Source organism: Pararoseomonas sp. SCSIO 73927 (assembly GCF_037040815.1).
Lineage (GTDB): Bacteria > Pseudomonadota > Alphaproteobacteria > Acetobacterales > Acetobacteraceae > Roseomonas.
This window is the reverse complement of record NZ_CP146232.1, coordinates 191,453-204,304: the sequence shown is the minus strand read 5'-3', so window position 1 is coordinate 204,304 and position 12,852 is coordinate 191,453. Positions and strand designations below refer to the sequence as shown.

General features: G+C 73.8%; 16 protein-coding genes. 7 read left to right on the top strand and 9 right to left on the bottom strand.

From position 1 onward, the window contains the following. Window positions 1–103 precede the first annotated feature (103 nt). From VQH23_RS01120 to VQH23_RS01105, 4 genes are read left to right on the top strand one after another with little or no spacing between them, the layout of a single operon-like run. Window positions 104–949 carry a transporter substrate-binding domain-containing protein gene (locus VQH23_RS01120; RefSeq protein ID WP_338663771.1) on the top strand — a complete coding sequence of 282 codons (846 nt, stop codon included), beginning with the start codon at window positions 104–106 and terminating at the stop codon, window positions 947–949. Window positions 950–952: 3 nt separating this feature from the next. Next, on the top strand, window positions 953–1,588 hold the full coding sequence (locus VQH23_RS01115; RefSeq protein ID WP_338663770.1) for an amino acid ABC transporter permease: 636 nt from the start codon (window positions 953–955) through the stop codon (window positions 1,586–1,588). A 48-nt stretch (window positions 1,589–1,636) separates the two neighbouring features. Then, window positions 1,637–2,293 (top strand): amino acid ABC transporter permease, encoded by a 657-nt coding sequence (locus VQH23_RS01110; protein WP_338663769.1) that lies wholly within the window; start codon window positions 1,637–1,639, stop codon window positions 2,291–2,293. Beyond that, window positions 2,293–3,198, top strand: coding sequence for an amino acid ABC transporter ATP-binding protein (locus tag VQH23_RS01105; RefSeq protein ID WP_338663768.1), 906 nt, complete (start codon window positions 2,293–2,295; stop codon window positions 3,196–3,198). Before VQH23_RS01110 ends, VQH23_RS01105 begins: the two co-directional genes overlap by 1 nt. Before the next feature lie 114 nt (window positions 3,199–3,312). Here the strand turns inward: VQH23_RS01105 and VQH23_RS01100 are convergent, their stop codons facing one another. Then, the gene (locus VQH23_RS01100) at window positions 3,313–3,624 is read right to left on the bottom strand and encodes a hypothetical protein (protein WP_338663767.1); all 312 of its coding nucleotides are present in this window, start codon (window positions 3,622–3,624) and stop codon (window positions 3,313–3,315) included. 220 nt (window positions 3,625–3,844) lie between these two features. Here VQH23_RS01100 and VQH23_RS01095 point away from each other — a divergent pair, with 220 nt between their 5' ends. From VQH23_RS01095 to VQH23_RS01085, 3 genes are all read left to right on the top strand, one after another. Next, complete coding sequence (locus VQH23_RS01095; protein WP_338663766.1) at window positions 3,845–4,882, top strand: tripartite tricarboxylate transporter substrate binding protein; 1,038 nt, start codon at window positions 3,845–3,847, stop codon at window positions 4,880–4,882. Window positions 4,883–4,946: 64 nt separating this feature from the next. Further along, complete coding sequence (locus tag VQH23_RS01090; RefSeq protein WP_338663765.1) at window positions 4,947–5,195, top strand: hypothetical protein; 249 nt, start codon at window positions 4,947–4,949, stop codon at window positions 5,193–5,195. A 140-nt stretch (window positions 5,196–5,335) separates the two neighbouring features. Beyond that, a complete protein-coding gene (locus tag VQH23_RS01085) occupies window positions 5,336–5,881 on the top strand; it encodes a DUF6525 family protein (RefSeq protein ID WP_338663764.1) in 546 nt (181 codons plus the stop codon). A gap of 62 nt (window positions 5,882–5,943) precedes the next feature. On the opposite strand, the gene VQH23_RS01080 is transcribed toward VQH23_RS01085, so the two are convergent. Genes VQH23_RS01080 through ccmE form a run of 8 tightly spaced genes read right to left on the bottom strand, consistent with a single transcriptional unit; the run spans window position 5,944 to window position 12,760 of the window. Beyond that, a complete protein-coding gene (locus tag VQH23_RS01080; RefSeq protein WP_338663763.1) occupies window positions 5,944–6,510 on the bottom strand; it encodes a peroxidase-related enzyme in 567 nt (188 codons plus the stop codon). Continuing rightward, window positions 6,507–7,028, bottom strand: coding sequence for a CMD domain protein (locus VQH23_RS01075; RefSeq protein WP_338663762.1), 522 nt, complete (start codon window positions 7,026–7,028; stop codon window positions 6,507–6,509). Before VQH23_RS01075 ends, VQH23_RS01080 begins: the two co-directional genes overlap by 4 nt. A 16-nt stretch (window positions 7,029–7,044) precedes the next feature. Beyond that, window positions 7,045–8,469 carry an NAD(P)/FAD-dependent oxidoreductase gene (locus tag VQH23_RS01070; RefSeq protein ID WP_338663761.1) on the bottom strand — a complete coding sequence of 475 codons (1,425 nt, stop codon included), beginning with the start codon at window positions 8,467–8,469 and terminating at the stop codon, window positions 7,045–7,047. Then, entirely contained in the window at window positions 8,466–9,254 is a 789-nt protein-coding gene (ccmI, locus tag VQH23_RS01065) for a c-type cytochrome biogenesis protein CcmI (protein ID WP_338663760.1), read from the bottom strand. Before ccmI ends, VQH23_RS01070 begins: the two co-directional genes overlap by 4 nt. Beyond that, window positions 9,251–9,718, bottom strand: coding sequence for a cytochrome c-type biogenesis protein (locus VQH23_RS01060; RefSeq protein ID WP_338663759.1), 468 nt, complete (start codon window positions 9,716–9,718; stop codon window positions 9,251–9,253). Before VQH23_RS01060 ends, ccmI begins: the two co-directional genes overlap by 4 nt. Beyond that, on the bottom strand, window positions 9,715–10,293 hold the full coding sequence (locus VQH23_RS01055; RefSeq protein WP_338663758.1) for a DsbE family thiol:disulfide interchange protein: 579 nt from the start codon (window positions 10,291–10,293) through the stop codon (window positions 9,715–9,717). Before VQH23_RS01055 ends, VQH23_RS01060 begins: the two co-directional genes overlap by 4 nt. Next, a complete protein-coding gene (locus VQH23_RS01050; RefSeq protein WP_338663757.1) occupies window positions 10,290–12,254 on the bottom strand; it encodes a heme lyase CcmF/NrfE family subunit in 1,965 nt (654 codons plus the stop codon). The genes VQH23_RS01055 and VQH23_RS01050 overlap by 4 nt, the downstream gene beginning before the upstream one ends. After that, window positions 12,251–12,760, bottom strand: coding sequence for a cytochrome c maturation protein CcmE (ccmE, locus tag VQH23_RS01045; RefSeq protein WP_338666033.1), 510 nt, complete (start codon window positions 12,758–12,760; stop codon window positions 12,251–12,253). The genes VQH23_RS01050 and ccmE overlap by 4 nt, the downstream gene beginning before the upstream one ends. Between the last annotated feature and the right edge of the window lie 92 nt (window positions 12,761–12,852).

The window sequence follows — 12,852 nt, the reverse complement described above, 5'->3', positions numbered from 1 at the left end:
AAGCTTGTCTGGGCTGGCGAAACTGTCACGGCGCGGTCAACAATCCCCGCCAAGAATTTTGTCGCCGGTGGCCGGAACCCCGGCCGATCGCAGGAGAAGCCCCATGACCCTCACCCGCCGCGGCCTCGGCGCCGCCGCCATCAGCACGACCTTGGGCACCGGCCTGGCCGCCGCCTTCGTGCGCCGCGCCGCCGCCAATAACCTGGAGAAGGCGAGGCGGGCTGGGGAGCTCGTGGTCGCCACCGAGATGCACTTCGCCCCCTTCGACTTTACGGAGGGCGGCCGGCAGACCGGCCTCAACCTCGAGCTCTTCACCGAGTTCGGGAAGGAGATCGGCGTGAAGATCACCTTCCAGGACCTGCCCTGGCCCGCCGTGCTGCCGGGGCTAGAGGCGAGCCGCTACGACCTCGTCGGCGGCCCCGCCACCATCACCAGGGCGCGCTCGGAGCGGTACCGCTTCTCCGTGCCCGTCGCGGAAGCCACCGTGGCCCTGCTGAAGCGCACGAACGACAGCAGCATCACCAAGCCGCAGGACATTGCGGGCAAGCAGCTCGGCGGTGCCACCACCACCGCGCAACTCGCCCAGTTCCAGGCCTTCGTCGCGACCCTGCCCGGCACCACCCCGCCGATCCGCGAGTACCAGTCCTTCTCCGAGGCCTATGCCGACCTCGCGGCCGGGCGCATCGCGGCGGTCGCGAACTCCCTGCCCAACATCGTCTACGTCGCGAAGCAGCGCCCGAACGTCTTCTCCGTGGTGCAGCCGCCCTTCGGCACCAAGTCCTATTTCGGCTACATCGGCCGCAAGGACGCGGATTCCGCCCCCCTGATGGACGCGCTGGACGCCGCGATCGTGAAGATGCGCAACGACGGCCGCCTCTCCGCCATGCAGACCAAGTGGTTCGGTCAGGTCTTCGACACGCCCGACAAGCCCATCGAGCCGGCGCTCTAGCTCTTGGACCTTGCTTTCATCGAGGAGGCGCTGCCCCCGCTCCTGCGCGGGGCGGTGGCCACGGTGGCGGTGTCCCTCGCGGCCATCGCCCTCGGCTTCGCGGCGGGGGCGGCGATCGCGGCCGCCTCCACCGCGGGCAGCCGCGGGCTGCGCGGGGCGGCGGCCCTCTACGTCTCCCTCTTCCGCGGCGTGCCGCTGCTTGTGCAGCTGCTGCTGGCCTACTACGCGCTGCCCTTCCTCGGCATCGACATCCCGGCGCTCGTCGCCGCCATCGGCACGCTCGGCCTCTGCTGTGCGGCCTACATGGCGGAGATCCTGCGCGGCGGCCTCGCCACCGTGCCCCCTGGCGCGGTGGAGGCGGCGCGCCTGCTCGGCCTGACGCGGGCGCAGACCTTCCTGCGCATCCGCCTGCCGATCGCCGCCCGCACCATGCGCCCGGCCATCGTGGGGGAGGCCATCCTGATCATGAAGGCCTCCTCCCTCGTTTCCCTCGTGGGGATCATGGAGCTGACGCGCACCTCCCAGGCGCTCGCCGCCTCCACCTTCATGCCGCTGGAATCCTATGCCCTGTGCGGTGCCATCTACCTCGTCATCAACTTCGTGCTGATGGCGGTCGGCCGGGAGCGGAAGCGGGCATGAGCGTCGCCACGAAGGGGCGCCTATGAACGCCGCCACGAAGGGGCGCCCATGAGCGTCGTCTCCGAAACCCTCTGGGCCGTGGCGCGGGGCCTGCCGCTCACGGTCGGCATCTGGCTTGCCTCCGTCGCCACCGGCCTGCTCGCCGGCGTGCTCGTCGCTTGCGCGCGCCATTTCGGCGGCCCCGTCGTCAACGCCCTCCTTGCGGTGCCCGTGGAGGTGGTGCGCGGCGTGCCCTTCGTCGTGCAGGCCTTCCTCCTCTACTACGGCGGCCCCTTCATCGGGCTGGACCTGACGCCGGTGGTCGCCGGCTGGCTCGCCCTCTCGGTCTACGCCGCCGCCTATTTCAGCGAGGTGTTCCGCGCCGGCTTCCGCGCCATCCCCCCCGGCCACACGGAGGCGGCGCGGCTGCTGGGGCTGCGGACGAACCAGACGGTCACCCGCATCCTGCTGCCGGAGATGGCGCTCGCCGTCCTGCCGGCGCTCGCCAACCTCGCGGTGATCCTCATCAAGGAGACGGCGGTGCTCTCGATCATCACCGTGCCGGAGCTAACCTTCACTGTGCAGGGCGTGGGCAGCGCCACCTTCGCCTTCGCGCAGACCATGACGGCGCTCGCCCTCAGCTACTGGCTGCTGGTGGAGCTCACCGCCTGGGCCGCGCGGCGCCTGGAACGCGGCATCGCCCGCGCCACTCTCGGGACCACCTGATGACCACGCCCTTCCTCGTCGCCGAAAGGCTGGAACGCCGCGTCGGCGACACGCAGATCCTCGCCGGCATCGACCTCTCCGTGAACCGGGGCGAGGTGGTCGGCCTCATCGGCCCCAGCGGCTCCGGCAAGTCCTCCCTCCTCCGCGCCATCGCGGGGCTCGATCCCCTGACGGGCGGGCGCGTGCTGGTGGAGGGGCGCGCGCCGGTGCCGGGCGACGGCACGGTCGGCATGGTGTTCCAGCAGTTCAACCTCTGGCCCCACCTCACGGCGGGGGAGAACGTGGCCCTGGCGCTGCGCCTCGTCCGCAAGCTGCCGCGCGCGGAGGCGACGGAGCGCGCCCGCGCCATGCTGGACCGGGTGGGCCTGCTGAAGCTCGCGGAGCGCCGCCCCGCCCAGCTCTCCGGCGGCCAGCAGCAGCGCGTCGCCATAGCGCGCACGCTCGCGATGGAACCCCGCCTCATCCTCTTCGACGAGCCCACCGCCAGCCTGGACCCGGAGCTGACGACGGAGGTGCTGGACGTGATCCGCGGCCTGGCGGAGACGGGGATGACGATGCTCGTCGTCTCGCACGAGATGGGCTTCGTCGCCTCCGTCGCCTCCCGCGCGGTGTTCCTGGACCATGGCCGCGTGCTGGTGGACGGTCCGGCCAGGGCCGTGTTCCGGGACGCGGAGGAGCCGCGCCTGCGCCGCTTCCTCTCCACCTACCTCCAGCGCGTCGCCTGGGCGCCCGATCCCGAACCGGCGCCCCAGCCCGCCCCCCCATCTGGCACGGGGCCGGATCCCGGCCCGCTCACCACCTTCGCCCTGCTGCAGGGGGGCGCGCCGGGGGTGCCCCCCAGCGGCTTCTCCCTGCTGAACTCCGTGCCCGGCCCCGCCGGGAAGGACCCCGAGCCTGGCGCGTGAGCGCCCCGGCCGGAACCCGCGCCGCGCCCGGACCGCGCCGGCGGTGTAGTGGACGGGGCCGCATTCCCCTCGCGACCGCCCCTTGGCCGGACCGGGCCATCGGGACGGGAGTCATCAGGACCGCCGCTGCCGCAGCATGGTCCGGGACACCAGCACCACCTCCTCCGCCACGATGGCGCGCAGCTCCGCCCCGTCGCGCGGGCCGGCCGCGTCGAAGGCGTTGAGCACCAGCAGCACCTCGCTCGCCGCCCGGCGCAGGTAGAGGACGGGGTCGGGCGCGTGGCGCAGCCCCTCCTCCAGCACCGCCCGCACCGCCTCCGAGATGAGCTGGCGGGCCGCCTCGTCCTGCGGCCCGGGGCGCCGCTCAGTCACCTCGTCGGCCCCCGCGCAGGCCGTCTCCGCCCGCGTCCACAGAACTCCTGACATCCATCGATCCCTCCGGCTTCGCGCCGCGTCGCAGGGGCGCGGCGGGCCGGACCATGCGTCCGCCGCCGCACCGCAAACAGTCCGGTCGTGCCGATGGCCGGGATCGGCGCCGCCTATCCCTCGTGCCCCTTGGCGCGGCCCTTCTCGCGGCGGGGGCGGGGCCGTTTTCCCGGGCCGCGCATTCCCCTTAAGCTGGCCGCCTCCACCGGGAGACCACGCGATGATCCCCATGCGCCGCCGCGCCATCCTCTCCGCCGCATCCGGACTCGCGATGGGCCTGGCCGGGGCCGCGCGCGCCCAGAGCGCGGCGCCGGCCACCCCCGCGGACGGACAATCCGCCGGGCAGGCGAACGCTCCCTGGCCCAACCACCCCGTCCGCATCATCGTGCCCGCGCCGGGCGGCGGCGGCACGGCGGACACGCTGGCGCGGATCTTCGCGCAGGAGGCGGAGAAGCGCCTGGGACAGCGCGTGCTGATCGACAACCGCGGCGGCGCCAACGGCAACATCGGCGCGCTGGCCGGGGCGCGCGCGGCGCCGGACGGCTACACGGTCCTCTGGTCCTGGGCCGGCACGCTCGCCACCGGCCCCGCCCTCTACCCCGACCTGCCCTTCGATCCGCAGAAGGACTTCGAGCCGGTGGTCCTGATCGGCAACGTTCCCAACGTGCTGGTGGTGAACAAGGGCCTTCCCATCCGCAGCCTGCAGGAGTTCGGCGACTACGCCCGCGCCCGCCCGAACGCCATCAACTTCGGCTCCACCGGCAACGGCTCCTCCATGCACCTGGCGGGGGAGCTCTACCGGTCGCTCACCGGCGCGCAGATGGTGCACGTGCCCTACGCCTCCCCGGCGCAGGGGGTGACGGACCTGCTCTCCGGCCGCATCCAGGCCATGTTCAACCTTATCACCGGCGTCGTGTCCCAGGCGCGGGCGGGGGCGGTGACGCCGATCGCCGTGCTGGACAACCGGCGCTCCCCCCAGCTTCCGGACGTGCCGACCACGGCGGAGCTGGGCATGCCCGGGCTCGTCTTCGGCACCTGGTTCGGCCTCTTCCTGCCGAGGGGCGTGGACCCCGCCCTGGTCCGCCGGATCAACGCCCTGGCCAACGAGATCCTGGCCGATCCCGCCGCCCGGGCCCGCTTCGAGGAGCAGGGCATGACCCCGCTGGGCGGCGACCCCGCGCGGCTGGCGACCCTGCTGCGCGAGGAGATCGGCCGCCACGCCACGCTGGTGCGGCAATCCGGCGCGCGCAACGAGTAGGGCCGGGCAGCCCGGCACCCCGCTTCGCCGTTACGGTGGTCAGCCCTGCGGGAAGGAGCGCTTCATGGGAACGGTCCCTCACGCGGCCGCAGCGGCCAGCCTTCTCCTCCTCGCCGCCTGCGCGGCGGATGGAGGGGGGAGCGGGGCCGCCGCGGACCCGGTCTATGCCTGCCAGATGCGCGGGGCGGTGGCCGAGGACCGGGTGTACGGCCCCCTCGGCTCCCTCGACATCGACAGCGCGGGCGTCCGCGCCAGGGTCACGCAGGCCTGCCTGGAAAGGAGCCAGCGAGCCGGGGCGCCGGTCCGCCCGTAGCGGCTTCCGCACCAGCCCAAGCCGCACCAGCCCAACCCGCACCAGCCCAACCCGCACCAGACCGGGCGGCATGGGTGCCGGGCGCCGGGTGCTTGGCCTCTCCGTTTCCACCGGCGGCCTCGCTTCGATACAAGGCGGGCATGGACAACAGCATGGCGGCCAAGCCCTACAGCAAGCTGAAGGGCGACCCCTACCAGGCCTATGAGGAACTGCCGGCCGAGGTGCGCCGGGCCCTGCAGGAGGCCCTGGTGGACTGGTGCCCCCTGCGCGCCAGGGAATGGCACCTGCAGCTCGTTCGCCAGCAGCGGCTGCGGCCGGCCCAGGCGGCCTTCGTCCTCGTCCAGACGATCCGCGGGCAGGATCATGCCGAGGTGGCCGCCTTCGCGAGGACCTGGCCGAAGGGGGCGCAGGCCTATCCGCACCTCGCCGCCGACGCGACGCTCCAGCGCTATGCCGGGACGGAGGGCATCCCCGCGGCCGAGCCCTTCCTCATCGCCCCTCCCGCGAAGCCGGCTAAGGCGCGGTCGAAGCCGCCCGAGGCGCGGTCGAAGCCGCCTAAGACGCGGGCGAAGCCGCCCAAGGTCGGGGCGAAGCGGCCCAAGGTAGGGGCGAAGCGGCCCAAGGTAGGGGCGAAGCGGCCCAAGGCACGGGCGAAGGGTCCGGTGGGCCGCCGCATCAGGCACTGAGGGCGGGGGCGCCGGTCGAAGGCGCCCTCGTCCCGATGCGCCAGCGCCGGCCCGCGGCCAGCCTAGCCCGGCGCCTCCGTCTCGCCGAGCGACTGCATCAGCCGGTTCGCGTTGGCGAACATGGCGATGGAGTGGACGAGGTCCAGCAGCTCCAGCTCGTCCAGCCCGGCCGCCCGCAGCGGCGCCAGCTCCGCCGCCGTCACCGCGCCCGGCGTCAGCGTCAGCCTCTCGCTGAAATCGGCGATGGCGCGGCGGCGCGGGTCGGTCTCCACCCCGTGCCCCTCCTCCAGCACGCGCTGCATCGCCTCCCGCTGCTTCGAGAGATCCGCGAAGCGCCGCGCGTGGACGGAGGTGCAGTAGACGCAGCCATTCGCCATGGAGACGACGGCGGTGGAGAATTCCCGGTCCGCGCGCGGCAGCCCACGCGGCGCGTACATCACCGTGTTGAACAGCGCCCCGCGCTCGCCCAGCGATCCCGGGTCGTTCGCCAGGGTGCGGAAATAGGCGGAACCGCGCTGGGCCGGCGGGCAGGCGTCCAGCGCCGCGCGCTGCGCAGGCGTGGCGGTCGCCTCCTCGATCGGCGGGATGCGCGGCGTCCAGCCCACCTCCTCCATGGTGAAGCGCTTCATGCCGCCTTCTCCTTCGCCGCTGCGGGAGCGGCGCCCTCATCCAGCATGGCGCGAAGGCCCGCGATCACCCGCACCTGGTAGGGCACGAAGGAGACGAGCTGCGTGACGGCCACGATGTCGCGCGGCGTGAGCCCCATGGCGGAGAGCGCGTCGATCGTGCCCTGCGTCACCTCGGCCGGGCGGGTGCCCACCACGTCGGCGTAGCGCAGCAGCGCCGCGAGCCGCCCCTCCATCGGCGCGGCGGAGAGGTCCTCCGCCAGCATGATCGACTCCTGCGCCCCCGCCTTCTCCAGCAGGCCCCGGAAGTGCCTCGCCAGCGCCGCGTCGTTCTCGCGCAGCGCCACCCGCAGGGCCAGCGCCGCCCGCTCCACGTGGGAGACGTTGCCGGGGTCCTCCGGCATCAGCAGCTCCCGGTAGGCACCCTGGGCGTGCTGCAGCGCCTCCGGCCTGCGGCGCCGCAACTCGGCCAGCGGCGATCCGGGCGCGATGCCCAGGATGCTCTCGATCAGGTCGTCCATGGCGTCACCTCAACCGTCATCGTTCGGGCCACTCGTCGCCCAGGAGCTCGGGCGTCTCGTAGGCCACCAGCCGCTCGAAATGCGTCGCCCGGTCCTCCACGAAAAGGGATCGCGCGATGCCCTGCGCCAGGCGCCGGGCCCCGGCGGAGATGGCGGGAATGTCGCCCGTCAGCTTCCCGTGGCTCAGCGTGGCCGGGTAGTTGAACGCGTGGATGTTCCGCAGCGCCGGGCATTCGCCCTCCACCTTCTCCTGAAAGGAGAAGTCGGGCGCGAGGTCGGGGGAGAGGGACAGCTCCTCGCTCTCCATCCCCTCCGGCGCCGGGAAGCGGTCCCGCCACAGGCGGACATGCGGCGCGATGGGGGCCAGCTCCGGCCGCGTCTCCATCGCCCCGTGAAAGCCGGTGGCAAGGATCAGGAAGTCCACGGTGAACCCGCCCCGCGGCGTCTCCACCACCAGCGCGCCATCCGCCTCCCGCAGCCCCGTCACCGGGCAGGCCAGGTGCAGGCGCGCATGGGGGTGGCGCGAGACGCGCATGGTGCTGTCGCGCGGCGGGGGCGTCTGCGTCGCGCCGACATAGTGCAGGAAGCGCCACTTCCACGCGTCCGGCAGCCCGGCGAAGCCGTGCACCACGCCGGGGCTGCCGATGCCGGTGAACTTGTTCACCCGCGGCAGGGCCGGGCGGCGCACGAACAGGTCCAGCGAGGCCGCGCCCGCCTCCAGCGCCGTCGCCGCATTGTCCATGGCGGAGGCGCCCGCGCCCACCACGCCCACGCGCTTGCCGCGCAGGGCGGCGAAGTCGATCTCGTCGCGGGAATGCGCCCAGAACCGGCGATCCACGCGCCGGGCCATGGGCGGCACGTACTCCCCGCCCAACCCGTCGCGCCCGGTGGCGAGAACCAGGCGGCGGCACAGGATCTCGGAAGCGTCCGCCATCTCCAGCGCCACCAGCCCGTCCGCGCGCGGGCGGATCAGCGAGACCTGGGCCGCGTTCTCCACCGGCACCGCCATCACGCGGCGGTACCAGTTCAGGTAATCCACCCACTGGGCGCGCGGGATCTTGCCCAGCGCCTCCCAGGCGGTCGCGCCGAACTGGGCCTCGAACCAGGCGCGGAAGGTGAGGGCGCCGAAGCCCAGCGCCGGCCCGGCCAACCCCTTGGGCGAGCGCAGCGTCTCCATCCGGGCATAGGTCACCCAGGGGCCTTCCCTTCCCTGGTCCGCCCGGTCCAGCACGCGCTGCCGGTCGATGCCCTCCAGCCGCAGCGCGGCAGAGGCCGCCAGCCCCGCCATGCCCGCGCCGATCACCACCACGTCGGAGACCGGGCGGCCTTCCACCACCGTTTCCGGCACCCAGGGCTTCGCCGGCAGTTCCAGCCATTCCAGGTCCTGCCGCAGCCGGGCCTCGAGCGCCTCCAGGCCTACGGCGCCCCCAGCTTCCTTCATGGCAGCGACTGCATCCGCCGCTCGACCATGCCCTTCCAGGGCGCGCCATCGGGCGCGGTGGCCAGCAGCGCCTGCCACGTCGCCCGCGCCGCCGAGGGGCGCCCGGCCTGCGCCTCCGCCTGCCCGGCCAGGAAGCGCAGCCCGACATGGCCGGGCGCGCGGGGCAGGGCATCCGCGAGGAAGGCGGCGGCCTCCTCCACCATCCCGGCCTCCAGCAGCACCTGCGCGCGCTGGGAGGCGAGGTCGGGGTCGAAGCCGATCTTCAGCACCTCGCCATAGGCCGCCGCGGCCTCGGCAGGGCGCCCGCGGTTCCGCTCCGCCTCCGCCAGCAGCAGCCAGCCCTGGCGCGTCTGCTGGGCGCGCGGCGGCATGGATTGCAGGCGCAACCGCAGCTCCGCCAGCAGCGCCTCGTCCCGCGCCACCGCGTCCCGCCGCTCCGCGAGGGTGGCGGAGGGCATGGCGGGGAAGCCGTTCAGGAAATACAGCGCGAAGGCCAGCACCGGCACGGCCACCAGCCCCGCCAGCAGCGGCCCGCGCCCGCCCGCCCGCGCCGGCGCTGCCTCCGGCACGGCCAGAAGCCGCCGCTGCACCTCCAGCAGCGCCGCCGCGTGCGCCGCCTCGTCCAAGCGGCCCGAGGCGCGGTCCCGCTCCAGCTCCGCGAGCTGCGCGCGGTACAGCGCCCGGTCCGCCGCCGCCCTGTCGGTGGCGCGTGCCGGGCGAAGGATGATCCAGGCCAGCGGCAGCAGCGCCGCCGCGGCCAGCAATCCCGTCAGGAGCCAGGTCACGGCTCGCGCTCCAGCGCCGCCAGCCGCGCGCGCTCCTCCGGGGAGAGCGGCGCTGGCCCCGCGCGCTCCGCCGAGCGGCGGCGCATCAGGAGGATGCCCAGGGCGCCGCCGAGCAGCACCAGCACCGGGACTGCCCAGAGCGGGGCCGTCACCAGGCTGAAGGGCGGGCGCAGCAGCACGAAGTCGCCGTAGCGGTCGTGGATGTGGCTCACCACCGCCCGGTCCGATTCACCGGACGCCACGCGCTCCCGCACCAGCCGCCGCAGGTCGCGTGCCAGGTCCGCCTCGCTGTCCTCGATGGACTGGTTCTGGCAGACCATGCAGCGCAGCTCGCGCCCGATCTCCTGCGCCCGCGCCTCCTGCGCCGGGTCGGGCAGCATCTCCGAGGGGCGGCCCACCGCCAGCGCCAGCCCCGTGACAAGAAGCTGGGGCGCCAGCAGCATCGCGAAGAGAAGCGCCCTCACGCGTGCCGCCGCAGCAGCGGGTCCAGCTCGGCGGAGAGCGTGTCCGGCGTCATCGGCCCGGCCCAGCGCCAGCGCACGATGCCGTTGCCGTCCACGAGGTAGGTCTCCGGCACGCCGTAGAGCCCGTACTCGATTCCCGCGCGTCCCTCCGCATCCACGACCAGCCCGGAGAAGGGGTTTCCGTGCCGCTGCAGGAAGCGCCCGGCCTCCGGCGCCTTGTCCTTGTAGTTCACGCCCAGCAACCGCACGCCCCGCGCCTGCAGGGCCATGAGCTGCGGGTGCTCGATCACGCAGGGCACGCACCAGGAGGCCCAGAAGTTCACCAGCACGGGCCCGCCCGAGGCCAGCGCCTCCGGCTGGAAGCCCGGCGTGTCCACGCCTTCCAGTGCCGGCAGCGCGAGCCGCGGCGCCGGCCTGCCGAGAAGGGCGGAGGGCACGCCGCGCGGGTCGTAGGACCCGTCCTTCATCCCGCGCAGCATCGCCCAGAAGCCGAGGCCACCGGCGGCCGCCAGCCCCAGCGGCGCCAGGAGCAGCGCGCGACGGGCCAGGGGACGAGAAGGCTCCGCCCCGCTCACGCCCGCGCCTCCGCGGCGGTCCGGCGCCGGGCGGGGGCGCCCACGCGCGCGCGGCGGTCGGAGAGCGAGATGCCGCCGCCGAGCGCCATCACCGCGCCGCCCAGCCAGATCCAGGGCGCCAGCGGGTTGTGGTGCAGGCGCAGCGTCGCCCGGTCCCCTTCCTCCTCGCCCATCACGGCGTAGAGGTCGGAGGCCCAGGTGGTGTGGATGGCGGCCTCCGTCGTGCTCTGGCGGGCGAGCGGGAAGTTGCGCTTCTCCGGCTCCAGCACCGCGACCGTGCTGCCGTTCCGCGTCACCGTCACGGTGGCGTGGCGCGCCGTATAGTTCGGCCCCACCGCGTCGCGCACGCCTTCCAGCCTCCATTCGTAGCCGCCGAGGAGGATCGTCTCCCCTGGCCGCACCGCCGTCAGACGCTCCGTCGCCAGCCCCATCCCGGCCATGCCGAGCAGGCTGATCCCGAAGCCCGCATGGGCCACCGCCCCGCCCCAGGCCGCGCGCGGCAGCCCGCGGGCGCGCGCGAAGGCCGCGCGCGGGCGGGAGAAGAGGGCGATGCGCTCCGCCACGTCCACGAAGGCCGCGAGGATGAGCCAGCACGCCGCCCCGAAGCCCAGCGCCGGCAGGACCGGAAGGCCCTGCACCAGCCAGACCAGCGCGATCACGAGGGAGGCGATCACCGCCACCCACCACAGCCTTTGCAGCACCGGCCAGGCCCGCGCGCGCTTCCACGCCATCAGCGGCCCCGCCGCCATGGCCAGGACCAGGGGCAGCGCCAGCGGGAAGACGGTGGCCTGGTAGAAGGGAGGGCCGACGGAAATCTTCGCGCGCAGGATCAGGTCCGCGAACATCGGGTAGAGCGTGCCCACCAGCACCACCGCCGCAATCGTGCAGAGGAGCAGGTTGTTCAGCACCAGCGCCCCCTCCCGCGAGAGCGGCGCGAAGACCCCGGTGGGCACCAGCGCCGGCGCGCGCCACGCGAAGAGCGCGAAGGCCCCGCCCATGGTGATGAACAGCAGCGCCAGGATGAACACGCCGCGCTCCGGATCATTGGCGAAGGCGTGCACGGAGTTCAGCACGCCGGAGCGAACGAGGAAGGTGCCGAGCAGCGACATGGAGAAAGCAAGGATCGCCAGGAAGATCGACCAGGTCTTCAGCGCCTCCCGCTTCTCCACCACGATGGCGGAGTGCAGCAGCGCGCAGCCGGCGAGCCAGGGCAGGAGGGAGGCGTTCTCCACCGGGTCCCAGAACCAGTACCCGCCCCAGCCCAGCTCGTAATAGGCCCACCAGGACCCCAGCGCGATGCCGAGCGTGAGGAAGGACCAGGAGGCGAGCGCCCAGGGACGCACCCAGCGCCCCCAGGCGGCATCGACGCGCCCCTCGATCAGCGCGGCGACGGCGAAGGCGAAGGTCACGGCCGTGCCGACATAGCCGAGGTAGAGGAGGGGAGGGTGGAAGGCCAGGCCAGGGTCCTGCAGCACGGGGTTCAGCCCCTGCCCATCCACCGCCGGCGGCCACACCCGCGTGAAGGGGTTGGAGGTCGCGAGGACGAAGGCGAGGAACCCGGCCGCGATCATGCCCAGCACCGCCAGCACCCGCGCCCGCAGCGCCGCCGGCAGCCCGCGCCCGAACACCGCGACGGCCCCGCCGCAGAGGGCGAGGATCAGCACCCAGAGCACCATGGAACCCTCGTGGTTCCCCCAGGCGCCGGACAGCTTGTAGAGCATCGGCTTCGCGGAGTGGCTGTTCTGCACGACGTTGGTGACGGTGGTGTCGTTCTCCGCGAAGCACCACAGCAGCGCGGCGAAGGCGGCGCCCACCGCGATCAGCACGCCCGTCGCCAGCCCCGCGCCGGAGGCCATCAGCCGCGCCTCGCCCCGCTGCGCGCCCACCAGCGGCAGCACGGACTGCGCGAGCGCCAGCGCCAGCGCGAGCGCCAGCGCGAAATGCCCGATCTCAGGAATCATTCGCCCGTCCTGGCTCCGGCCGGTGCCGGCTGCATCGTGTTCCAGCCGGAGGGCGGCGGCGCCGCACCCTGGCTCGGGTTCCAGTGCCCGCTGCGCTCCAGCGCGTCCTTCACCTCGGGCGGCATATAGGTCTCGTCGTGCCGCGCCAGCACCTCGGCGGCGGCGAAACTCCCATCCGGGAGCATCCGGCCGAGCGTCACCACGCCCTGTCCCTCCCGGAACAGGTCCGGCAGCACGCCGCGATAAGCGACGGAGATCGTGTTCGCGCCGTCCGTCACCCGGAAGCGCGCCCGCTCGCCGTCCCGCACCACGCTGCCAGCTTCCACCAGCCCGCCCAGGCGGAAGGCGCGCCCGTCATTCGGCGCGCCCGCCACGATGTCGGAGGGGGAGCGGAAGAAGACGAGGTTGTCCTGGAAGGCCGTCAGCGCCAGCGCCGAGGCCGTCCCGAGCCCCAGCCCGCAGAGCAGCAGCACCCAGAGCCGCCGCCGCCGCCGCGCCGCGGCCAGACCCAGCCCGACGGGCCTCGCGCCAGACTTTGCGCCAGACTTTGCGCCAGACTTTGTGCCGGACTTTGCGCCGGAGTTGGCACCGGACTGCG